Source organism: Mesorhizobium sp. B2-4-18 (genome assembly GCF_006441385.1).
Taxonomy (GTDB): Bacteria; Pseudomonadota; Alphaproteobacteria; order Rhizobiales; family Rhizobiaceae; genus Mesorhizobium; species Mesorhizobium australicum.
Window position 1 is genome coordinate 263,965 of the sequence record NZ_VFUW01000006.1, and the last position, 20,223, is coordinate 284,187.

The 20,223-nt window shown below is 62.3% G+C and carries 21 protein-coding genes; 6 read left to right on the forward strand and 15 right to left on the reverse strand.

Features of this window, described 5'->3' with window-relative positions; translation table 11 throughout:
* Positions 1-24 precede the first annotated feature (24 nt).
* Positions 25-768, reverse strand: coding sequence for a creatininase family protein (locus tag FJ527_RS17025; RefSeq protein ID WP_140617022.1), 744 nt, complete (start codon positions 766-768; stop codon positions 25-27).
* 3 nt (positions 769-771) lie between these two features.
* On the reverse strand, positions 772-1,338 hold the full coding sequence (locus tag FJ527_RS17030; RefSeq protein WP_140823641.1) for an SIS domain-containing protein: 567 nt from the start codon (positions 1,336-1,338) through the stop codon (positions 772-774).
* Between the two features lie 190 nt (positions 1,339-1,528).
* Here FJ527_RS17030 and FJ527_RS17035 point away from each other — a divergent pair, with 190 nt between their 5' ends.
* Entirely contained in the window at positions 1,529-2,551 is a 1,023-nt protein-coding gene (locus FJ527_RS17035; RefSeq protein ID WP_140617024.1) for an aldo/keto reductase, read from the forward strand.
* 84 nt (positions 2,552-2,635) lie between these two features.
* Here FJ527_RS17035 and FJ527_RS17040 read toward each other — a convergent pair whose 3' ends face one another.
* The 4 genes from FJ527_RS17040 to clpP all read right to left on the reverse strand — a co-directional run bounded on the left by FJ527_RS17040 (position 2,636) and on the right by clpP (position 7,990).
* The gene (locus FJ527_RS17040; protein WP_015318196.1) at positions 2,636-2,908 is read right to left on the reverse strand and encodes an HU family DNA-binding protein; all 273 of its coding nucleotides are present in this window, start codon (positions 2,906-2,908) and stop codon (positions 2,636-2,638) included.
* A 196-nt stretch (positions 2,909-3,104) separates the two neighbouring features.
* The gene (gene lon, locus FJ527_RS17045) at positions 3,105-5,516 is read right to left on the reverse strand and encodes an endopeptidase La (protein WP_015318197.1); all 2,412 of its coding nucleotides are present in this window, start codon (positions 5,514-5,516) and stop codon (positions 3,105-3,107) included.
* Between the two features lie 274 nt (positions 5,517-5,790).
* Positions 5,791-7,065: an ATP-dependent Clp protease ATP-binding subunit ClpX gene (clpX, locus tag FJ527_RS17050; RefSeq protein ID WP_013532190.1), complete on the reverse strand. Its 1,275-nt coding sequence runs from the start codon at positions 7,063-7,065 to the stop codon at positions 5,791-5,793.
* A gap of 295 nt (positions 7,066-7,360) precedes the next feature.
* Positions 7,361-7,990, reverse strand: coding sequence for an ATP-dependent Clp endopeptidase proteolytic subunit ClpP (gene clpP / locus FJ527_RS17055; RefSeq protein ID WP_015318198.1), 630 nt, complete (start codon positions 7,988-7,990; stop codon positions 7,361-7,363).
* Between the two features lie 334 nt (positions 7,991-8,324).
* Between clpP and FJ527_RS17060 the strand changes: the two genes are divergently transcribed.
* On the forward strand, positions 8,325-8,918 hold the full coding sequence (locus FJ527_RS17060; protein ID WP_140823642.1) for a hypothetical protein: 594 nt from the start codon (positions 8,325-8,327) through the stop codon (positions 8,916-8,918).
* A 2-nt stretch (positions 8,919-8,920) separates the two neighbouring features.
* On the opposite strand, the gene FJ527_RS17065 is transcribed toward FJ527_RS17060, so the two are convergent.
* Positions 8,921-10,024 (reverse strand): FAD-dependent oxidoreductase, encoded by a 1,104-nt coding sequence (locus FJ527_RS17065; RefSeq protein WP_140823643.1) that lies wholly within the window; start codon positions 10,022-10,024, stop codon positions 8,921-8,923.
* A gap of 104 nt (positions 10,025-10,128) precedes the next feature.
* Here FJ527_RS17065 and FJ527_RS17070 point away from each other — a divergent pair, with 104 nt between their 5' ends.
* The gene (locus FJ527_RS17070) at positions 10,129-11,379 is read left to right on the forward strand and encodes a cytochrome P450 (RefSeq protein ID WP_140823644.1); all 1,251 of its coding nucleotides are present in this window, start codon (positions 10,129-10,131) and stop codon (positions 11,377-11,379) included.
* A 50-nt stretch (positions 11,380-11,429) separates the two neighbouring features.
* Here the strand turns inward: FJ527_RS17070 and FJ527_RS17075 are convergent, their stop codons facing one another.
* The 6 genes from FJ527_RS17075 to FJ527_RS17100 all read right to left on the reverse strand — a co-directional run bounded on the left by FJ527_RS17075 (position 11,430) and on the right by FJ527_RS17100 (position 15,769).
* Positions 11,430-11,774 carry a cupin domain-containing protein gene (locus FJ527_RS17075; RefSeq protein ID WP_140823645.1) on the reverse strand — a complete coding sequence of 115 codons (345 nt, stop codon included), beginning with the start codon at positions 11,772-11,774 and terminating at the stop codon, positions 11,430-11,432.
* A 6-nt stretch (positions 11,775-11,780) separates the two neighbouring features.
* Positions 11,781-13,061 (reverse strand): O-acetylhomoserine aminocarboxypropyltransferase, encoded by a 1,281-nt coding sequence (locus FJ527_RS17080; RefSeq protein WP_140823646.1) that lies wholly within the window; start codon positions 13,059-13,061, stop codon positions 11,781-11,783.
* A gap of 156 nt (positions 13,062-13,217) precedes the next feature.
* Positions 13,218-13,739, reverse strand: a complete 522-nt coding sequence (locus FJ527_RS17085; RefSeq protein WP_140823647.1) for a CoA-binding protein — start codon at positions 13,737-13,739, stop codon at positions 13,218-13,220.
* On the reverse strand, positions 13,736-14,518 hold the full coding sequence (locus FJ527_RS17090) for an AAA family ATPase (protein WP_140823648.1): 783 nt from the start codon (positions 14,516-14,518) through the stop codon (positions 13,736-13,738). Before FJ527_RS17090 ends, FJ527_RS17085 begins: the two co-directional genes overlap by 4 nt.
* Positions 14,518-14,940, reverse strand: coding sequence for a VOC family protein (locus FJ527_RS17095; RefSeq protein WP_140823649.1), 423 nt, complete (start codon positions 14,938-14,940; stop codon positions 14,518-14,520). The genes FJ527_RS17090 and FJ527_RS17095 overlap by 1 nt, the downstream gene beginning before the upstream one ends.
* Before the next feature lie 4 nt (positions 14,941-14,944).
* Positions 14,945-15,769 (reverse strand): enoyl-CoA hydratase, encoded by an 825-nt coding sequence (locus FJ527_RS17100; RefSeq protein ID WP_140823650.1) that lies wholly within the window; start codon positions 15,767-15,769, stop codon positions 14,945-14,947.
* Positions 15,770-15,923: 154 nt separating this feature from the next.
* Here FJ527_RS17100 and FJ527_RS17105 point away from each other — a divergent pair, with 154 nt between their 5' ends.
* The 3 genes from FJ527_RS17105 to rpsI all read left to right on the forward strand — a co-directional run bounded on the left by FJ527_RS17105 (position 15,924) and on the right by rpsI (position 17,552).
* On the forward strand, positions 15,924-16,388 hold the full coding sequence (locus FJ527_RS17105) for a PaaI family thioesterase (protein ID WP_140661962.1): 465 nt from the start codon (positions 15,924-15,926) through the stop codon (positions 16,386-16,388).
* A 215-nt stretch (positions 16,389-16,603) separates the two neighbouring features.
* Positions 16,604-17,068 (forward strand): 50S ribosomal protein L13, encoded by a 465-nt coding sequence (gene rplM, locus FJ527_RS17110; RefSeq protein WP_010915638.1) that lies wholly within the window; start codon positions 16,604-16,606, stop codon positions 17,066-17,068.
* Position 17,069: 1 nt separating this feature from the next.
* Entirely contained in the window at positions 17,070-17,552 is a 483-nt protein-coding gene (rpsI, locus tag FJ527_RS17115) for a 30S ribosomal protein S9 (RefSeq protein WP_015318209.1), read from the forward strand.
* A 67-nt stretch (positions 17,553-17,619) separates the two neighbouring features.
* Here rpsI and FJ527_RS17120 read toward each other — a convergent pair whose 3' ends face one another.
* Both FJ527_RS17120 and FJ527_RS17125 read right to left on the reverse strand, forming a co-directional pair.
* The gene (locus FJ527_RS17120; protein ID WP_140823651.1) at positions 17,620-18,678 is read right to left on the reverse strand and encodes a glycerophosphodiester phosphodiesterase family protein; all 1,059 of its coding nucleotides are present in this window, start codon (positions 18,676-18,678) and stop codon (positions 17,620-17,622) included.
* A 235-nt stretch (positions 18,679-18,913) separates the two neighbouring features.
* On the reverse strand, positions 18,914-20,122 hold the full coding sequence (locus FJ527_RS17125; protein WP_140823652.1) for an acyltransferase: 1,209 nt from the start codon (positions 20,120-20,122) through the stop codon (positions 18,914-18,916).
* Between the last annotated feature and the right edge of the window lie 101 nt (positions 20,123-20,223).

A 20,223-nucleotide genomic window follows, 5' to 3' on the forward strand; every position in this document is an offset into this window, starting at 1 on the left:
CGGTCGGAGAAAGGTCGCGCTAATCTAAGCCTTCAGGATCGCGCGCAGATGATCCATGATCATGGCGACGCCCTTCTGTCCAAGTGCTGCCGAGGCTTCCGCCGCAGTTGCCGTATACCAGCTTTTGTTGTCCGCGAAATGCGCGGCGTCCACCGCTTCCGGGCATAGCGCCAGCATCAGCGATGTCTCGCCGATGCCGGCATGGTCGAACGGATATTTGCCGTTCATGGCGGTCGGCATCAGCGGGTGCACCTGCACCCAGTTGAAGAAGTTTTCGCCCTCGGCATGTCCGGCATAATAGTCGGCCATCGTCTCTGAACCCCACCAGCCCTCGCCACGCTGCTTCTCGAGGAAGCGGAAGATCGCCTGTCTGCCTGCGGTCTTGAAGGCGAGATCCGTCGGCATGCCGGCGGCGAAATTCTCGGTCTGGTGATGAATGATGGCGTGGATGTTGCGAAACCCAATGCGCAGCAGGCTGTAGAACAGCGCCTCGCCGAATGGCGCCAGTTGATTGCCGCCGACCTGGACGGAGCCGCTGCCTTCCGGCGGTGCCACCGCGTAACTCGCCGCGCCATAGTAGAAGGGCGGCAGGATGACGACATCGCTCTCTTTTTCGAACAGCTCCAGCGTCTTGATGACTGCCAGCGTATCCATGCCGACGGCCATGTGCTCGCCATGGTATTCCAGCACGCCGAGCGGCAGCGCGACCGGCCAATTCTGGGCGATTGCCTTTCGGATCTGGTGCGGCAGCATCAGTTCATAGCGCATGATCTATTCCATGTTGGTGTGGCGGGCGCGCATGGCTTCCGGCGACGCCGCGGTCATCTCCCTGAGTTTCAGCACCATGATCTCGAACAGCACGAACAACGCGCCCTCGAACACCGAGCCCATCGGCAGCACCGACGTCTTTTGCGGCCCCTGGTCGTCGGCCATGGTCTGCGCCGGGATCAGCAGCGTCAAATCGGCCAGCCCTGCGGCGCTGCCGCCTGCCTGGGCGGTCAGGAGCAGGACGGTGGCGCCTGCCTCGCGCGCGATGCGCATCAGGGTGAGTACGGTCGAGGTTTCGCCGGGTCCGGAACTGACAAGCAGGACATCGCCCTGCCCTACAGGCGGGGTGGTCATGTCGCCGACGACCGAAACCGGCAGGCCCAGATGATAGAGCCGCATGGCGAAGCCCTTCACCTGCAAGGCCTCGCGGCCGCAGCCATAGACGACGATCTGTCTGGCACCGACCAGCATCCCACAGGCGGCGTCGATCCGATCGCCATCGACGCGCGCCAGCACCGCGCCAGGCTCGTCGAGCGCGGTCTTGAACATCTCCGAGCTGGAGTTGCTCACGGCCGCGCCGCCTGCGCGCCGGCAATCGAATTGGATTGGCAATTCCTGATCACGCTTTTCCCCGGAACAGCTTGATTTCGTTCATGCTAGCAACCGGGAAAATGCGTGTCCAACGCTCAGCGGCGCTTTTGCCAAGCCACGAGCGTGATAGTGTCATGTCAGACAAATCAATCCGGGAAAATTTCAAGATATGAAGACACGGCATTTCGACCGCATCGGCAATGGCGGCATCACCTTCACGGAGCTGGGTTTCGGTACAGCGCCGCTCGGCAATCTTTACCGCGCCGTCTCCGACGAGGATGCCAATGCGACGCTGGAGGCCGCCTGGGCGACCGGCTGCCGCTATTATGACACCGCGCCCCTCTATGGGCTCGGCCTGTCGGAAACGCGCCTCAATCCGTTCCTGCGATCCAGGAAGCGCGACGACTACGTGCTGTCGAGCAAGGTCGGCCGCATCATGCGCGCCTGCCCGCCAGAAGAGCGCACCGGCATCGGCAAGTTCTTCGACACGCCGTCGCGCAAGGAGGTCTACGATTACAGCTATGACGGCGTCATGCGCTCGTTCGAGGCCTCGCTGGAGCGGCTTGGCGTCGACCGCATCGATATCCTGTTCGTGCACGATGTCGATATCTTCACCCACGGCAGCAAGGAGGCGTCCGACCGGCGCATCGAAGAGTTCATGCGTTCGGGCTATTATGGCCTGCTCGCCTTGCGCGACCAGGGCGTCATCAAGGCGTTCGGCGGCGGCATCAACGAATGGCAGGTGGCCCAGACCCTGGCCGAGCGCGGCGATTTCGACCTGTTCCTGCTTGCCGGGCGCTATACGCTGCTGGAACAGGAGGCGCTGACATCGTTCCTGCCGCTTTGCCAGAAACGCGGCATCGGCATCGTTCTCGGCGGCCCGTACAATTCCGGCATCCTGGCCACCGGACCGAAGTCCGGCGCTTACTACAATTATTCCGAGGCGCCGCAGGAAGTGCTCGATCGCGTGGCGCGCATCGAGGCCGTCTGCAAGCGCCATGGGGTCAGGTTGATCGAAGCCGCCCTGCAGTTCCCGCTGTTGCACCCGTCGGTGGTTTCGGTCATCCCCGGCGGTCAGCGGCCTGAAGAGGTCGAGAGCAACCGCTCGCTCCTGGACGCCAAACTCCCTGCAGCGCTCTGGGCCGACCTCAAGAACGAAGGCCTCATGCGCGCCGACGCCCCGACAGCTTGAGGAGCTACCGTCCGGCCCAATACGCCGAAAAAGAAAAGCCGGGCAAGCCCGGCTTTTCTGGTTTTTTCAAAAATAAAAACGCGCTTAGTTGACGGCGTCCTTGAGACCTTTGCCGGCCGAGAACTTCGGCACGGTGCGCGCCGGGATCTTCACTTCGGCGCCGGTCTGCGGGTTGCGGCCGGTGGATGCGGCGCGCTTTGACACGGTGAAATTGCCAAAGCCGACAAGCCGGACATCGCCGCCCTTCTTCAGTTCGCCGGAGATGACAGAAAACACTGCATCGACCGCAGACTGCGCGTCACCCTTCGAAATGCTCGCGGCGTCGGCGACAGCGGACACCAGTTCGTTCTTGTTCATAAAAATTCCCTTCCATGAGAACACCGGAACTCACGACTCATCCGGCAGGAAACGGACTTTAGAAAGAAGCGTTCCCGCAACCAAGTCGAAAAGGCAGGAAAATAGCGGAAAAAGCCCGGAATTCCGGGGTTTTTCACATGAAAAAGCCGGGCGCGAGGCCCGGCTTTCTGTTTGTGCGCTGCAACCTTAGAAAAAACTAATGCGCAAGCGACTTTCCAGCGTCATCGCTGGTGTCCGTGGAAGCCGGCGGATTGACCGGTTCGACCCATTCGATCGGCTCCGGCATCCGCACCAGCGCGTGGCGCAACACCTCACCGACGCGTGAGACCGGAATGATTTCCATGCCGTTCTTCACGTTGTCCGGGATCTCCGCCAGATCCTTGGCGTTGTCTTCCGGGATCAGCACCTTCTTGATGCCGCCGCGCAGTGCGGCGAGCAGCTTCTCCTTGAGGCCGCCGATCGGCAAGATGCGGCCGCGAAGCGTTATCTCGCCAGTCATCGCCACATCGGCCCGCACCGGAATACCCGTCAGCACCGACACGATGGCCGTGGCCATGGCGGCACCGGCGGACGGACCGTCCTTCGGCGTGGCGCCTTCCGGCAAGTGCACGTGGATGTCGCGCTTGTCGAACAGCGGCGGCTCGATGCCGAAATCGATGGCGCGCGAGCGGACATAGGAGGCCGCCGCCGAGATCGATTCCTTCATCACGTCGCGCAGATTGCCGGTCACCGTCATGCGGCCCTTGCCGGGCATCATGACGCCTTCGACCGTCAGCAGCTCGCCGCCGACTTCCGTCCAGGCAAGGCCGGTGACGACACCGACCTGATCGTCAGCCTCGACCTGGCCGAAGCGGTAGCGCTGAACACCGAGATAGTCGGCGAGGTTCGCCGCCGTGATGCTCACCGTCTTCTTCTTCGTCTTCAGGATCTCGGTCACCGCCTTGCGCCCGAGCTTCATCAGCTCGCGCTCCAGGCTTCTGACGCCCGCTTCACGGGTGTAGGTCTGGATGATGGCGCGGATCGCGTCCTCACCGACGGAGAACTCCTTTGGCTGCAGCGCGTGATCGCGGATCACCTTCGGCATCAGGTGCCGCTTGGCGATTTCGATCTTCTCGTCCTCGGTGTAGCCGGCGATACGGATGATCTCCATGCGGTCCATCAGGGGCGCAGGGATGTTCAGCGTGTTCGCCGTCGTCACGAACATTACGCTCGACAGGTCGTATTCGACCTCGAGGTAGTGGTCCATGAACGTCGAGTTCTGTTCGGGGTCGAGCACCTCGAGCAGCGCGGACGACGGATCGCCACGGAAGTCCTGGCCCATCTTGTCGATCTCGTCGAGCAGGAAGAGCGGGTTGGACTTCTTGGCCTTCTTCATCGACTGGATGACCTTGCCGGGCATCGAGCCGATATAGGTGCGCCGGTGGCCACGGATCTCGGCCTCGTCACGCACGCCGCCAAGCGCCATGCGGATGAATTCGCGACCGGTCGCCTTGGCGATCGACTTGCCGAGCGAGGTCTTGCCGACGCCGGGAGGGCCGACGAGGCACAGGATCGGCCCCTTCAGCTTCTTCTGGCGGCTCTGCACGGCAAGATACTCGACGATGCGGTCCTTGACCTTGTCGAGGCCGAAGTGATCGGTGTCGAGCACGTTCTGCGCGTAGGCCAGGTCCTGCTTGACCTTGGAGTTCTTGCCCCACGGGATCGACAGCAGCCAATCGAGATAGTTGCGCACGACAGTCGATTCGGCCGACATCGGCGACATCGTCCTGAGCTTCTTCAATTCGGCATCCGCCTTTTCGCGGGCCTCCTTGGAGAGCTTGGTCTTCTTGATGCGAGCCTCGATCTCGGCGGCCTCGTCGCGGCCGTCCTCGCCCTCGCCGAGCTCCTTCTGGATCGCCTTCATCTGCTCGTTGAGGTAGTATTCGCGCTGCGTCTTCTCCATCTGGCGCTTGACGCGCGAGCGGATGCGCTTCTCCACCTGCAGGACGGAGATTTCGGCTTCCATGAAGCCCATCGCCTTTTCCAGCCGCTCCTTGACGGAAAGCGTGGCCAGCATTTCCTGCTTTTCAGGGATCTTGATGGCAAGATGCGAGGCAACCGTGTCGGCGAGCTTGGAATAGTCGTCGATCTGGCTGGCGGCACCCACCACTTCGGGCGAGATCTTCTTGTTCAGCTTGACGTAGTTCTCGAAGTCGGTGACGACCGAGCGGGCCAGGGCTTCGACCTCGACCTCCTCCTCTTCCGGTTCGACCAGCGCCGTGGCCTTGGCCTCGTGGAAGTCGGGACGGTCGGTGAAGGAGACGATTTTCGCGCGCGAGGCGCCCTCGACCAGGACCTTGACGGTGCCGTCGGGCAGCTTCAGCAATTGCAGCACATTGGCGAGCGTGCCGATGTCGAAGATCGCATCGGGCTCGGGATCGTCATCGGCGGCATTCATCTGGGTGGCAAGCAGGATCTGCTTTTCCTGACCCATCACCTCTTCCAGCGCCTTGATCGACTTTTCGCGCCCGACGAAGAGCGGAACGATCATATGCGGGAACACCACGATGTCGCGCAGTGGGAGGACCGCGAAGACGCCGTCGCTGGGAGCCTTGGATATTTTGGCCATTGTCCAACCTTTCATGTCGCGGCCACCATCAGGCCAACCGCGAATCTCATATTAACGACCGGGGATCGTTCCGCCTACCACCGTTTATGACGGGAGTTTTACAGCACAGAAATCGGGCACCTCGGCCTTCTCGTGTTAGGTGGAGGCAGGCAGGGCAAAGATCAAGAGTTAACATCGTCCCCAATCCACTCCATCGCGACGCTGTGCCGGTTCCTCACAGCAAAACGGCGCCGCAGGGGCGCCGTTCCATAAAAATATAGGGCCAAGTGCCATATCAGGCGCTGACATTGCCCTTCTTTTCCTTCTGTTCGGAATAGATGTAGAGCGGCCGGGCGCTGCCGGTCACCACCTCTTCCGAAATCACAACCTCGCGCACGCCTTCGAGCGCCGGCAGTTCGAACATCGTGTCGAGCAGGATCGCTTCCATGATCGAACGCAGGCCGCGCGCACCGGTCTTGCGCTCGATGGCGCGCTTGGCGATCGCCGAAAGCGCGTTCTCGTGGAAGGTCAGATCGACATTTTCCATCTCGAACAGGCGCTGGTACTGTTTGACCAGCGCATTCTTCGGCTCGGTCAGGATCTGGATCAGTGCCGGCTCGTCGAGATCCTCCAGCGTCGCCAGGACCGGCAGACGGCCGACGAACTCTGGAATGAGGCCGAATTTCAACAGATCCTCGGGCTCGACCAGGCGGAAAACATCACCCGTGCGGCGATCCTCCGGCGAGGCGACGACAGCTCCGAAGCCGATCGAGGTTTTCCTGCCGCGATCCGAAATGATCTTGTCCAGCCCGGCAAAGGCGCCCCCGCAGATGAACAGGATGTTGGCGGTGTCGACCTGCAGGAACTCCTGCTGGGGGTGCTTGCGGCCGCCCTGCGGCGGCACGGAGGCGACCGTGCCTTCCATGATCTTGAGCAGCGCCTGCTGAACGCCCTCGCCCGACACGTCACGGGTGATCGAGGGATTGTCGGACTTGCGTGAAATCTTGTCGATCTCGTCGATGTAGACGATGCCGCGCTGGGCGCGCTCGACATTGTAGTCGGCCGACTGCAACAGCTTCAGGATGATGTTCTCGACGTCCTCGCCGACGTAACCGGCCTCGGTCAGCGTCGTGGCGTCGGCCATGGTGAAGGGTACGTCGATGATGCGGGCCAGCGTCTGTGCCAGCAGCGTCTTGCCGCAGCCGGTCGGGCCGATCAGCAGGATGTTGGACTTGGCCAGCTCGACATCGTTGTTCTTGCCGGCGTGCGCGAGGCGCTTGTAGTGGTTGTGGACGGCCACCGACAGCACGCGCTTGGCGTAGGGCTGGCCGATGACATAGTCGTCGAGAACCTTGAGGATCTCCTGCGGGGTCGGCACGCCCTCGCGCGACTTCACCATCGAGGTCTTGTTCTCCTCGCGGATGATATCCATGCACAGCTCGACGCACTCGTCGCAGATGAACACCGTCGGACCGGCGATCAGCTTGCGCACCTCGTGCTGGCTCTTGCCGCAAAACGAGCAATAAAGCGTGTTCTTGGAATCACCGCTGTTGTTGCCGACCTTGCTCATTTTCATGTCCTTTCATGGCCGCCCGCCGATGGTCTGGCTGAAAGGGCGCATACTCTATTTATCGCGGGAATCCGCCGCCGCCAGTCTTCCGGCTCCCGCAACGTATTCCGTACGAAACACAAATCAGAAAACGTGGCAATGATTCGCAGCTTCCCCACGCAAAGCTAAGCCGTCGAAAATCAACATAGCCTTAACGTAGGCAATCCCGACCTCCGAGGGAACAGCCAATTGTGGCCGAAATGACGCAAGACACGCCAAAAGCGCGTGATGGTGCCATCCAACTGCCAACTAGCCTTTATGCCAACGCCCCCTCGGCCGCCTCGCGCGACGAAATGACCTTGTCGATCAGGCCAAAATCCTTGGCCTCGTCGGCGGTCATGAAATGGTCGCGGTCGAGCGTCTTCTCGATGTCCTCATAGCTCTTGCCGGTGTGCTTGACATAGACCTCGTTGAGGCGACGCTTCAGCTTGATGATGTCCTGGGCGTGACGCTCGATATCGGACGCCTGCCCCTGGAAGCCGCCGGACGGCTGGTGAACCATAATACGGGCGTTGGGCGTGGCGAAACGCATGTCCTTGTGGCCGGCGGTCAGCAGCAGCGAGCCCATCGAGGCCGCCTGGCCGATGCACAGCGTCGACACGGCCGGTTTGATGAACTGCATGGTGTCGTAGATCGCCATGCCCGAGGTGACGACGCCGCCCGGCGAATTGATGTAGAGGTTGATTTCCTTCTTCGGGTTCTCCGCTTCGAGGAACAGGAGCTGCGCGCAGACCAGCGTCGCCATGCCGTCCTCGACCGGACCGGTGATGAAAATGATGCGCTCCTTGAGGAGGCGCGAGAAAATGTCGTAGGCCCGCTCGCCGCGATTGGTCTGTTCGACCACCATCGGAACGAGGTTCATGTAGGTTTCGACGGGATTCTTCATCAGTTATCTCTTGTCTCGCGGTGGGATTCCGGCGCCGGACAGGCTGGCAGCTCGGGCAGAATCGGTTCTGGATCGTTAAGATGTAAATAGGATGCCGGCTCATCCTTGTGCAAGGCCGACCCGTCCTAGCCATCTGGGTAAGTCGAATCAAGCTTTCGGGCAAGAATTAGCAGCAGCTGATGCCACGCCGACCTCAAATACCGACCGGCCCCGCCAGGGTAGCAGTTTCTTAACCTCGTCACTTAACGAAATGCGCCAAAACCGCTTTTCTCCGCAACGGCTTCCCCTACAATTCAACGTTGAACTTGTGCCTACAGTTCAGACGGGGAGTGCCATGTCCGGGAAAACCGCATGCTTCACCATTGCAGGGATGACCATGCTCGGCTCGATTTCGCAAACGGCGGCCGGTGGTCGCGCCGTCGAATGCTACGAGCCCGTCCACACACCGGCCGTTTACGACACGGTCTACGAAGACGTCATGGTCAGCCCTCCCGGCCAGCAGATCGTCGACTATGATCCGCCGATCTATGGCACGCGCGAGCGAGTGGTGGTGACTGTGCCGGCCCAGATTCGGTATGAAGTGGTGCCTGCGGCCACCAGGACCGTCTACCACACCGTCAGGGTCGATGGCGGCGGCTATTCCTGGGAATGGCGCGTCATCCACGGCCGCCGCGTGCTGTGCAAGGTTTGGCGCAGGGCACGCTTTGAACGCGTCGCCGAGACGGTGGTGATCCAGCCCGAGCGCACGCGGCGCGTCGTCATTCCGGCGCAATATGACAGTATCGCCGAGGAGGTGCTGGTGCGGCCCGAGCAAAGGCGCGTCATCGATATTCCCGCCGCGTACCAGACCGTCCCGCGCCGCGTGCTGGTGCGCGAAGGCTCATCCGGCTGGCGGCGGGTGCATATTCCAAGGCACTGCCAGGACTAGGCTTAGGCCACCTCGGCCCGCAGCCAGGCCTTAAGACCGACGACATCGCCATCGCCAATGGCTTTGGCCACACGACGCCCGACCGCCGCGCCGAACTTGTAGCCGTGACCCGAGCACGCCGAGACGACCAGGCACTTGCCGGTCTCATGCGCCAGGAATTTCTCGTCATCGGTGAACGTGTAGGCGCAGGTGACCACTTCGGTCACCTTGTACTCCTCGATGCGGGCGATCGGCGGCGAAAACAGGTTGCGGATCGCCTCGCCCTCGCCGGGCACCGGCTCGCGGTTCCAGTCGGCGTCGCTGGTCGGCACCTTGTGCAGGCCCGAGCCGAATTTCATGCCGGCGCCCCGCGTAAGCGGGATCATATAGCCGTCGGTCGTGCCGCCGACATCGAGAATGACGGGCGCCGCCTCCCAAGCGGCCTTGAGATCGGCCGGCGGCTCGACATAGGCGAGCGCGGTGCGAAAGGTCTTCAATTCGCCGCCGAGTTCGGGGAATAGTTTCAGCACCCAGGCGCCAGCGGCAACGACGATGCGGTCGGCCTGCATCGTCTCGCCGGATTCGAGCACGATATGGCCGGCCTCACCATCGATCTCCGTCACCTTGCTGTGCTCGTAGACGTTGGCTCCATTGGCACGCAGCCATTTGGCCAGCCCGGCCGCTATTTTGCGGCAATGCAGCGCGCCGCCCTCGGGCGAAAAATAGGCGTAGCGGAACGAGCCGGCCTCAAGGAACGGCCAGCGCTCGACGGCTGCCTCCGGTCCCAGCAATTCGAAAGGGAATTTTCCCTCTTCCAGGCCCTCGCGGTATTCCTCGGCCTCGTCGCCGGGCTCGCGCGAAACGCAGACGAAGCCCCGCGCGTCGAGGTGGTTCTCGCCGAGATCGGCCCACATCTCGTCCCAGGCCTCGTAGGCTTCGGTGATCAGCAGCCCATAGCCGGTTCCAGCGCGGTAGGCGCGGCGGATGATGCGGTGATGGTCGCCCGATGCCGCCAGCGGATTGGGGATCGGCCCCTGCTCGACAATCGACACGGCGTGGCCCGCCTTGACCAGCGACCACGCCGTGGACAGACCGGCGATACCCGCGCCGACAACGATCACATTCATCCGTTCAGACTTTCCGCAACCCTACTGCCTGGCTCAATGCATCGGGCTGTCGGACGCAACATACGGTCTGGAACCGGGCTGGCAAGCCGCGCTATGGGTCTGGCATGACCAAATCGACGCTCTCCTATCTGGCCTTTGATCCAGCCACTCGCCAGCTCAGACTCGACCCGCGCGAACCGGCTTTCTTCCTGAACCCTTACGAGGCCTACGGCTTCCTGCACGAAGCTTCGAATGCGTTTTTCTGGGAAGAGTTCGGCTTCTGGTGCTTTGGCGGCTTCGGCGATGTCAACCGGCTGTTGCGCGACCGCCGTTTCGGCCGCCAGAACCCGGCCGGCATCCCCGACAGCCGCGGTGTCGGACAAGACAGGACCCATCTCAAGGCATTCGACGGCATCGAAGCCAATTCGATGCTCGAGCTGGAGCCACCGGTCCATACGCGGCTGAGAACACTGGTCAACCGGGCTTTCGTCTCCCGTCAGGTCGAACGGTTGCGGCCGCGCGTGGAGGCGCTCGCCAACGAATTGATCGATCGTTTCGAACCAAGCAAAGCCGTCGACCTCCTGCCGGCCTTCGCCTCCCCGCTGCCGATCACCATCATCGCCGAAATGCTTGGCGTGCCGGTGGAGATGGGGCCGCGACTGCTCGACTGGTCGCATCAAATGGTCGCCATGTATATCCATGGCCGCACCCGTGAGACCGAGGAGACGGCCAACAGTGCCGCGGGCGAATTTTCCGATTTCCTGCGCGGCTACGTCGCCGAGCGGCGCAAGAAGCCGGGCGATGACCTGCTGTCACTGCTGATCTCGGCCCAGGAGGACGGCCAGAAACTGTCAGAGGACGAGCTGGTCTCCTCGGCCATCCTGCTGCTCAACGCCGGCCACGAAGCAACCGTGCACCAGACCGGCAATGCCATCCACTCCATCCTGGCACAAGGCGGCGACCCGCGCCGCTTCTTTACCTCGCCAGAGGCGACGGCGGCGACGGTCGAGGAATGCCTGCGTTTCGACGCGCCGCTGCACATGTTCATGCGCTATGCCTATGAGGAAATCCAAATCGCGCCCGGCATCGTCGTGGGGCCGGGCCAGACGATCGGACTTCTGCTTGGCATGGCCAATCATGATCCGCATGCCTTCGCCGAACCGCAGACCTTCCGGCCGGAGCGCACCGACCAGAAGAATGTATCATTCGGCGCCGGCATCCATTTCTGCATCGGTGCGCCGCTGGCCCGCCTCGAACTGCAGGTTTCGCTGAGGACCTTGTTCGAGCGGCACCCGCAACTGCATCTCGCCGAACAGCCACGCTTCCGCGACACTTACCATTTCCATGGGCTGGAACGACTTGCCGTCGATTTTTAGCTAGCGAGTTGCCCGGAAATCCGATCGGATTCTCGATATGTGATCAAGCTTCAAACCTTGATCACATACTCCTTGCGAGTCGTTTCAAGCACTTCCCAGCTTCCCTTGAAGCCCGGCCGCAGCACGAAGCTGTCACCGGCTTTGACGGTGCGCGCTTGGCCGCCCTCTTCGGCGATTACCGAAACACCTGAGAGAATGTGGCAGAACTCCCATTCTTCATAGACGATGCGCCACTTGCCGGGGGTCGATTCCCAGATGCCGGCATAGAGGCCGCCGTCGCGCTCCTCGACATTCCAGGTGCGGAATTTCGGATCGCCCGAGATCAGGCGATCCGGCGCCGGCGCGCCGGATTCGGGTTCGACGCCGTTGGTGTCGACGGAAAGAAACGCGGTCATATCAGGTCAGACCTTGGCGAGCGCCTGTTCGAGGTCGGCGACGATGTCGGTGACATCCTCGATGCCGATGGACAGCCGCACCGTGTCGGGTCCGGCACCAGCCTTGACCTTCTGTTCGTCGGAAAGCTGGCGGTGCGTGGTCGATGCCGGATGGATAACCAGAGACTTGGTGTCGCCGACATTGGCCAGGTGCGAGAACAGTTCGAGTGCCTCGACGAATTTGATGCCCGCCTCGTAGCCGCCCTTGAGGCCGAAGGTGAACACGGCGCCGGAGCCCAGCGGCGAATATTTCTTCTGCAGCGCGTTGTTCTTGTCGCTGGGCAGGCCGGGATAATTCACCCAGGCGACCTTGGGGTGGTTGGACAGCCAGCCGGCGACCGTGATCGCATTGTCGCAATGACGCTGCATGCGCAGCGGCAAGGTCTCGAGGCCGGTCAGGATAAGGAAGGCATTGAACGGCGAGATCGCCGGGCCGAGATCGCGCAGACCGAGCACGCGCGCGGCGATGGCAAAAGCGAAATTGCCGAAGGTCTCGTGCAGCACGAGGCCGCCATATTCGGGGCGCGGTTCCGACAGCATCGGGTATTTGCCCGACTTCGACCAGTCGAAGGTGCCGCCGTCGACAATGACGCCGCCGATCGAATTGCCGTGGCCGCCCATGAACTTGGTCATCGAGTGGACGACGATGTCGGCGCCATGCTCGATCGGCCGGATCAGATAGGGCGAGGCCAGCGTGTTGTCGACGATCAGCGGCAGGCCGTGCTTGCGGGCGATGTCGCCGATCTTCTCGATATCGACGAAGGTGCCGCCCGGATTGGCCAGGCTCTCGATGAAGATCGCCTTCGTCCTGTCGTCGATCTGGCTCTCGAAGGTCGAGATGTCGTTGGTTTCGGCCCAGCGCACCTCCCAGCCATAATTCTTGAAGGCATGGCCGAACTGGTTGATCGAACCACCGTAAAGCTTGTTGGCGGCGACGAAATTGTCACCGGGCTGCATCAGATTGTGGAACACGATGACCTGCGCGGCATGGCCGGAAGCGACCGCAAGGGCGGCCGTGCCGCCCTCGAGGGCCGCGACGCGTTCTTCGAGCACTGCCTGGGTCGGGTTCATGATGCGGGTGTAGATGTTGCCGAAAGCTTTTAGCCCGAACAGCGAAGCGGCGTGGTCGGCGTCATCGAAAACAAAGGAGGTCGTCTGGTAGATCGGCGTGGCGCGCGCGCCGGTGGCCGGATCGGGCTTGGCGCCGGCATGGACGGCGAGCGTGTTGAAACCTGGCGAACGGGTCACTGAAACCTCCCTTTGAACTTCCTAAATTGGCCGCGCATTCTTGGCGAAGGCGACGTGCGAATGCAAAGAAGAAAATACCTTTCGGCGCCGATCCTTCGATCACACCGCAGGATAATGCGGCGTTCCGCGGAATAATTTTGCGCCTCTGCGCCGCGCCTATTTCTGGCGCACGCCGAAACTCTGAAAACCCTGGCGCATCAGCGGCTTCTTGGACGACAGCACGCCGGAATTGACGCCGGTCCAGCCGATCTCGCCGGAGAGCTTGCCATACTCGATCTTGGGGCAGCGGTTCATCACCACCTTGATGCCGGCCGCTTCGGCACGGGCGGCTGCCTCGTCATGGCGCACGGCAAGCTGCATCCAGATGACTTTCGGCAAGGGATCGAGTTGCAACACCTCGTCGACGATGCCGGGGACCGCCGCGGCATTGCGGAAAATATCGACCATGTCGATCGGCTCCGGTATGTCGGCCAGCCTGGCATAGGTCATTCGGCCGAGGATTTCCTTGCCGGCCTGGCCAGGATTGATCGGGAACACCGAAAACCCCTTGGCCAGCAGGTATTTCAGGACGAAATAGCTCGGCCTGACATCATTGGCCGACGCCCCGACCATGGCGATCGACTTCACCGAATTGATGATGCCCCCGATATAGGCGTTGTCGTAGCTATCGTGATTCATGCCTCGTCCTCATACAACGCCTCGGCGAGAAAACCATCCGGGTCATTGCTGAAATCGCGCAGCATGCGGAAGTGGTCCGTATCGCGAAAGTCGGCAAGCTCGAGCCCAAAGCGGCTGATGCGGAACAGCTGCGCGCCGGGACAGGCCATCAACAGCGGCGAATGGGTCGCCATGATCACCTGCGCGGTGCCCGATTGGTCCATGCGCCGCAGCATCTTCAGCAATTCGATCTGGCGCGTCGGCGAAAGCGCGCTCTCGGGCTCGTCGAGGATATAGATGCCTTGCCTGCGGCAGCGCTCCTCGAAGAAGCGGATGAAGCCTTCGCCATGCGACCAGGACAGGAAATCCGGCGGCGGTGGCTTGAACGGATCTTCCAGCGCTGCCTGGTCGAGGTAGCGGGCCACCGAGTAGAAGGATTCGGCGCGAAAGAACCAGCCGGCGGTGACTTTTGGCAACCAGTGGCCACGGAATGTGTTGGCCAGTGCGGCGCCACTCTCGTCGATGGCGCCGGAATGGTCGACCGGCCGGTAGCCCTTGCCGCCGCCCGCTTCGTCATAGCCGGCCAGCGCGCCGATCGCCTCGAGCAGCGTGGATTTACCGGTGCCGTTCTCGCCGACGATGATGGTGATGGGCGTGGTGAATTCGAGCTCGAACGCGTGGCCGCGAAACAGCGGCAGGTTCCACGGATACTTTTCCCAGTCCGTAACCCGCTCCCGGTCGAGCAAAATCCGTTTGAGGTACGGTGCCTTGAGCCGTGTCAGTTGCTTGCGGTAGGCCATCAATCCGGCAGCGAAATCGTGCCGTCGTCCGCGATCGGAAAGGCCGGGTTGTGCGCCACCTCCCAAACATGCCCGTCGGCATCGGCGAAGTACCCATACCAGCCGCCCCAGAAGGCGCGGCCGGCCGGCTTGATGATGCGCCCGCCAGCCTCTTCCGCCTGCGCCAGCACTTCGTCGACCTCGGCATCGGAGCGGGTGTTGTAGGCGAGATAGACGGCCGAGGGCGCCTGGGCGAAGGTGATACCGGAGTCCTCCTCGGCGCTGGGGCGCGGGAACAGGCCGAGGATCGCGCCGCCCATCTGGAAGAAGGCGACACCGTCGGTGATCCCCGCGTGGCGCTTCAGACCCATCGCCTCGTAGAAGCGCACGGCGCGATCCAGATCTTCGGTGGCGATGGTGATGATGGAAATGCGCGGTTCCATGATCCTATTCGTCCGTCCATTCCGGCTTGCGCTTGCCGATGAAGGCGCCGATGCCCTCTTCCGCGTCCCGCGCCAGCATGTTCTCGACCATGACGCGGCCGGTATAGGCATAGGCATCGGCCAAGCCCATCTCGGCCTGCGCGTAAAAAGCTTCCTTGCCGGTCTTGATCACCAAAGAGGATTTGGAAGAAATGGTTTGCGCGTATTTGGTGACAATCTGATTCAGGTACTCGCGCGGCACGACGCGGTTCACGAGGCCGAATTCCTTGGCGGTCGCGGCGTCGATCGTCTCGCCGGTCAAGAGCATCTCCATCGCCTGCTTGCGCGAGACGTTGCGCGACAGCGCAACCATCGGCGTCGAGCAGAACAGGCCGATGTTGACGCCAGGCGTGCAGAAGGTCGCCTCATGCGAGGCGATCGCCAGGTCGCAGCTGGCGACCAATTGCAGGCCGGCGGCTGTCGCCAGGCCGTCCACCTCGGCGATGACAGGCAAGGGATGGCGCACGATCGTCTGCATCAGCATGGCGCAAGCGGCAAAGGTCTCTTCGAAGAAGGCCTTGCCGCGATCGGCATCGGCACGCCGCGCGGTCATTTCCTTGAGGTCGTGACCGGCGCAGAACACCTTGCCGGCCGCCGACAGCACAATAACGCGAACGGCCTTGTCCGCCTTGGCGCGTTCCAACTCCGCCACGAGCGCCGCCATCACCGAAAGCGACAGGGCATTGGCGGGTGGATTGGCGAGCGTCAGGCGCAGCACGCCCTTCTCCCGTCTTGTCGTGACCGGGCCCTCGTCGGCGGCAGCAGGCTTGATGGCAAGGATTTCGGCCATGGCTAAGGTCTCCGCGATTCCGGTGGTGCCGGCAGAGTATCTAATATCGGATCGGGTTTCGTCCAACACCCATCGCTTGCGCCAGCATGATGTATATGTTGCCAGAAACACCCGGCTGCGCCCATACAGGCTTGGCGCAGAACGAGAGACCGATATGCCCGCCCAGACCAACCTCAAGCCGGTGCTGACCGCAACGCAGATCAATTTGTTAATGGAAACCGTCTTTCCCCAACTCAACGAGAGTGCCGCCGCCTACGAGGCGATCGACGTGTTTCCAGGCGGCTGCATCGTACGGCTCAATGCCGGTGAACGGCATTTGCGTCCCGGCGGCACGGTGTCCGGCCCTGCCCTGTTCACGCTGGCCGACATTGGCGGCTATGTCTGCGTGCTCAGCCATGCCGGGCCGGATGCGCTCTCGGTCACCACCAACCTCAACATCAACTTCGTGCGCAAGGCCGAAGCCGGGCCGATCGATGGCCATTGCCGCATCCTGAAGCTCGGCAAGAGCCTGATGGTGTTCGACATTGACATCGTCGCCGGCCCGGAAGGACACACGATCGCGCATGCCACGGGCACCTACTCGATCCCGCCGCAGCGCGCCGCCAATGTGGTAAAATAATACCTTTAGTCCAACATGCTGTTTCTACAGCCTTTTCTGCGCTACAGGACTTTTCCGCTACCTTGACGCAGTTACTCCGCTCGCCTATAAGCCTTCACGAAGCAGCGGCCCGCAAAGGCCGCCGTTTTGTTATTGGCTGATGACAAGCGTCTTTCGCCAATCCAAGCAACAAGAAACGCCTTCACTCCCGAAGGTCAGAACCGAGAGCAGAAAACATGACAACCTTTTCGCAGAAGCCTGCGGATGTGGTGAAGAAGTGGATCCTGATCGACGCCGAGGGTCTCGTCGTCGGCCGTCTCGCCACTGTCATCGCCAATCATCTTCGCGGCAAGCACAAGCCGACCTTCACCCCGCATGTCGACGACGGCGACAATGTCATCGTCATCAATGCCGACAAGGTGGTATTCACCGGCAAGAAGTTCACCGACAAGGTCTATTACTGGCACACCGGCCACCCCGGCGGCATCAAGGAGCGCACCGCGCGTCAGCTGCTCGAGGGCCGTTTCCCCGAGCGTGTCGTCGAGAAGGCCGTTGAGCGCATGGTTCCGCGTGGCCCGCTCGGCCGCCGCCAGATGAAGAACCTGCGCGTCTATGCAGGTGCCGAGCATCCGCATGTCGCCCAGCAGCCAGAAGTCCTCGACGTGGCCAAGCTGAATTCCAAGAACAAGAAGGTCGCATAAGATGGCTGAGCTTTCCTCGCTCGCAGAACTGGGCGCCGCCACCGGCAACACCAACACGCAGGCCGCCGCCCCCGTCCACGTCCAGAAGCTCGACAAGTCGGGCCGCGCCTACGCCACCGGCAAGCGCAAGAACGCCATCGCGCGCGTCTGGGTGAAGCCGGGTTCCGGCAAGATCGTCGTCAACGACAAGGAATTCGCGACCTATTTCGCGCGTCCGGTCCTGCAGATGATCCTCAACCAGCCGATCATCGCGTCCAACCGCTCGGGCCAGTACGACATCATCGCCACCGTCGTCGGCGGCGGGCTTTCCGGCCAGGCCGGCGCGGTGCGTCACGGCATCTCGAAGGCGCTGACCTATTACGAGCCGGCGTTGCGCGCCGTGCTCAAAAAGGGCGGCTTCCTGACCCGCGACAGCCGCGTCGTCGAGCGCAAGAAGTACGGCAAGGCAAAGGCTCGCCGTTCCTTCCAGTTCTCGAAGCGCTAACCGTTTCGAATTTTCGGACAATCGAAAAGGCCGCCTCCGAGCGGCCTTTTTGCTTGGACGCGGCGGATCAATTGATGCTGGCGGTCGCGGCTGGCTCGATGCGTTCGCTCGTGCCGGCATAGGGCACCCGATAACCATTCGCCGCCAGCCAGCCGATCGCCGCTTTCGGCTCGTCGGTCTGGATGATGGTGGCGCCACGATCGGCCCAGAAGCCCCAGGCTTCGCGCGGCAGGCTGGCCTGGACCGCCAGTTCGTCACCACGGCCGCCGGCGAGGAAGCCGCCTGGTTTGTTGACGATGGCATAGGTGTCGGCCCAGATGTGCCAGTCGCCCCTTACCGCCTCGCCGCGCATGCGCGTGCTGAACAGCGGCCCGCCGGTTTCGGTCAGCGTCTCGGCGCCCGCCCGCCAGTTGATCAGTTCGATCGCGCGCGGCGCGAAGACGTGGTCGACCGTCGAGGCGAAGCCCGCATCATGGACCGCGTCATCGGCGATGATCGGCATGAACTGGAAGCCACCGCCTGCGGCAGTCATGGCCGCCTTCACCGTGCTGATCCTGTTCTGGTTCCAAAGGTTTTCCTTGACGATGACTTGCTCGGCCATGCCGAGGTCGCGCGCCACCGCGATCATGCCCGGGAGGTCGGCGACCTCGAGCTTGTTGTCGAGATTGATGAGGATTCTGTCCCGTGTCGCCATCAGCATCTCGCGCAATGTCGAGACGGTCTCGTTGGTGACGGCATGGGTGCCCTCGATCACCAGCCGGCATCTCTTCAGCTCGGCCAGCGTGTAGTTGATGACCTCGCCCTTGCAGGTGGTCGTGCGGTCGAGCCAGCTGTCATGCATGACGATGAACGCGCCGTCCTTCGAGCGCCGGATGTCGACCTCGACGATTTCAGCGCCGATCGCGATCGAGCCTTCCACGGCGGCAAGCGAGTTTTCCGCATAGAGCGTCTTGCCGGCCTGCATGCTGCCGGCGCGATGGGCGGCCACCATGACATGATCGCGCCACTGGTTGGCATGTTCGAAGCGGTCGAGGACCTGCCTGGCGCGGGTTTCGCCGGCCAAGGCTTGACCCGAAGCGGCAGAGAGTGCCGTGGAAAGCAGAAGGCTCAGCCAGATCGTCCGCATCGAGAATCGCTCCTTGCCGGATCGAGCCGGGGATAGGCGACATCGGTGACATCCCGGTGAACGAAGCCGGCTAAAGCGCGTCGCATCGAAACGGATTCAGGCGCCGCGCTTTACAGCACTTCGCGGCGAATCGGATTCGCCCGACCGCTGTAAGCTCCTGATTTTATGCATGTCGTCTTGCCCAAACCGAGCTCACTTTGGGCGACATGCATTAGCGGTTGGATGGCGATGCGGGTCAGACGCGCTTCGACAGCCGGCGGAACCAGGCCATCGCAGGCATTTCGACCAGGCGCCATGTCACCCACGACACGGCGATGGTGGCGGCGAGCATGACGACGATCGCCACGGTCCCCGTCCAGCCGGCGCCAAAGCCGGTCGCGGGCTCGCCACGCAGTACGATGTCGCCAACCAGGCCGAGGCCGAGTTTGCGCTCGACCAGCCCGGCGACATTGATCAGGCGCGCCTGAACGAAGATGTGGACCATGTAGATCGAATAGGACAGCGCGCCGAGCGTCAGCATGAACGGCGTCCTCAGCAACGCGCTGATCCAGCCGCCTTCATGGGCGAAGAGAAACAGTGCCAAGGCGAACACCAGGGGCGCGGCAATGCCGGCGTTATTGTCGCCCGCCAGCGAGACAAAGAGAGCGATGACGGCCACCATGACGATTTCGGCAACAGTCCAGCTCATCCTCGGGCCGTTTGCGGCCAGAACCTGTCGCGCTCCTGCAATGGAATCATGCTGAAACCAGGCCAGCAGAGCGCCCAGCGAGAAGCCGTAGAGGCAGCGGATGAAGCCGAAATCATAGGACACATCCATATGATGCGTGGAGAAGCCAAGCAGGAACAGCGGCGCGGTGACGGCGGCGGCGACCAACCATATCCAGGCGCGCGCGCCGGCGACGAAGACCGCCCCGGCAAACAGGAGATAGGCAAAGAACTCGGCCGAGATGCTCCAGCTCGGGGCGTTCCAGGTCAACCGATCCTCGAAGCCGACACCTTGCAGCAAAAGGAGATTGGCAGCCAAGCTCTTGAGGTCGAAGCCACCGGTGAAAGGAGCAGCGCCCGTGCCATGCAGCTGCGGTAGCACGAGCCGCAGCAGCTCGAAGGCGGCAAAGGCGGCAATCATGACCAGATGCAGCGGATAGATGCGGCCGAAACGGACCAGCGCGAAGCGGCAGACCTCCTGAGTGCGGCCGAGCCGATCGGCATAGCTGGAGGCGATGACGAAGCCGGAAAGGACGAAGAAGAAGTCGACGAAGAGATAGGACGAACCGATAAAGCTGCTCTGCGAGACCGTCGAGGCGGTCGGGAAATGAAACAGCGCCACCAGCAACGCGCAGATGCCGCGCCACGAATCGAGAACCCGGAACCGATCGCCGGCGATCGTACCGGTGTGGGTCGACACCACGGCATCCGACGGATTAAGAAACGCGGTCTGCGTCATGATGATACAAGTCCTGTCTTGCCGTGGCACCCGGGCGGCGCGGTTTCGTCTCCCCAAGCCGTGACTGGCATCTTCCATGCCGGTTCTGTAGTTGTTGCACC

What these genes read in the sequence shown, in the direction of transcription:
- FJ527_RS17060 (WP_140823642.1), top strand. Translation starts at nt 8,325, where the DNA reads ATGTCCGGGAAAACCGCATGCTTCACCATTGCAGGGATGACCATGCTC.
- FJ527_RS17025 (WP_140617022.1), bottom strand. Translation starts at nt 768, where the DNA reads ATGCGCTATGAACTGATGCTGCCGCACCAGATCCGAAAGGCAATCGCC.
- lon (WP_015318197.1), bottom strand. Translation starts at nt 5,516, where the DNA reads ATGGCCAAAATATCCAAGGCTCCCAGCGACGGCGTCTTCGCGGTCCTC.
- FJ527_RS17120 (WP_140823651.1), bottom strand. Translation starts at nt 18,678, where the DNA reads ATGCGGACGATCTGGCTGAGCCTTCTGCTTTCCACGGCACTCTCTGCC.
- rplM (WP_010915638.1), top strand. Translation starts at nt 16,604, where the DNA reads ATGACAACCTTTTCGCAGAAGCCTGCGGATGTGGTGAAGAAGTGGATC.
- FJ527_RS17100 (WP_140823650.1), bottom strand. Translation starts at nt 15,769, where the DNA reads ATGGCCGAAATCCTTGCCATCAAGCCTGCTGCCGCCGACGAGGGCCCG.
- FJ527_RS17105 (WP_140661962.1), top strand. Translation starts at nt 15,924, where the DNA reads ATGCCCGCCCAGACCAACCTCAAGCCGGTGCTGACCGCAACGCAGATC.
- FJ527_RS17040 (WP_015318196.1), bottom strand. Translation starts at nt 2,908, where the DNA reads ATGAACAAGAACGAACTGGTGTCCGCTGTCGCCGACGCCGCGAGCATT.
- FJ527_RS17075 (WP_140823645.1), bottom strand. Translation starts at nt 11,774, where the DNA reads ATGACCGCGTTTCTTTCCGTCGACACCAACGGCGTCGAACCCGAATCC.
- FJ527_RS17095 (WP_140823649.1), bottom strand. Translation starts at nt 14,940, where the DNA reads ATGGAACCGCGCATTTCCATCATCACCATCGCCACCGAAGATCTGGAT.
- clpP (WP_015318198.1), bottom strand. Translation starts at nt 7,990, where the DNA reads ATGAAGAATCCCGTCGAAACCTACATGAACCTCGTTCCGATGGTGGTC.
- FJ527_RS17085 (WP_140823647.1), bottom strand. Translation starts at nt 13,739, where the DNA reads ATGAATCACGATAGCTACGACAACGCCTATATCGGGGGCATCATCAAT.
- rpsI (WP_015318209.1), top strand. Translation starts at nt 17,070, where the DNA reads ATGGCTGAGCTTTCCTCGCTCGCAGAACTGGGCGCCGCCACCGGCAAC.
- FJ527_RS17065 (WP_140823643.1), bottom strand. Translation starts at nt 10,024, where the DNA reads ATGAATGTGATCGTTGTCGGCGCGGGTATCGCCGGTCTGTCCACGGCG.
- FJ527_RS17035 (WP_140617024.1), top strand. Translation starts at nt 1,529, where the DNA reads ATGAAGACACGGCATTTCGACCGCATCGGCAATGGCGGCATCACCTTC.
- FJ527_RS17070 (WP_140823644.1), top strand. Translation starts at nt 10,129, where the DNA reads ATGACCAAATCGACGCTCTCCTATCTGGCCTTTGATCCAGCCACTCGC.
- clpX (WP_013532190.1), bottom strand. Translation starts at nt 7,065, where the DNA reads ATGAGCAAGGTCGGCAACAACAGCGGTGATTCCAAGAACACGCTTTAT.
- FJ527_RS17125 (WP_140823652.1), bottom strand. Translation starts at nt 20,122, where the DNA reads ATGACGCAGACCGCGTTTCTTAATCCGTCGGATGCCGTGGTGTCGACC.
- FJ527_RS17090 (WP_140823648.1), bottom strand. Translation starts at nt 14,518, where the DNA reads ATGGCCTACCGCAAGCAACTGACACGGCTCAAGGCACCGTACCTCAAA.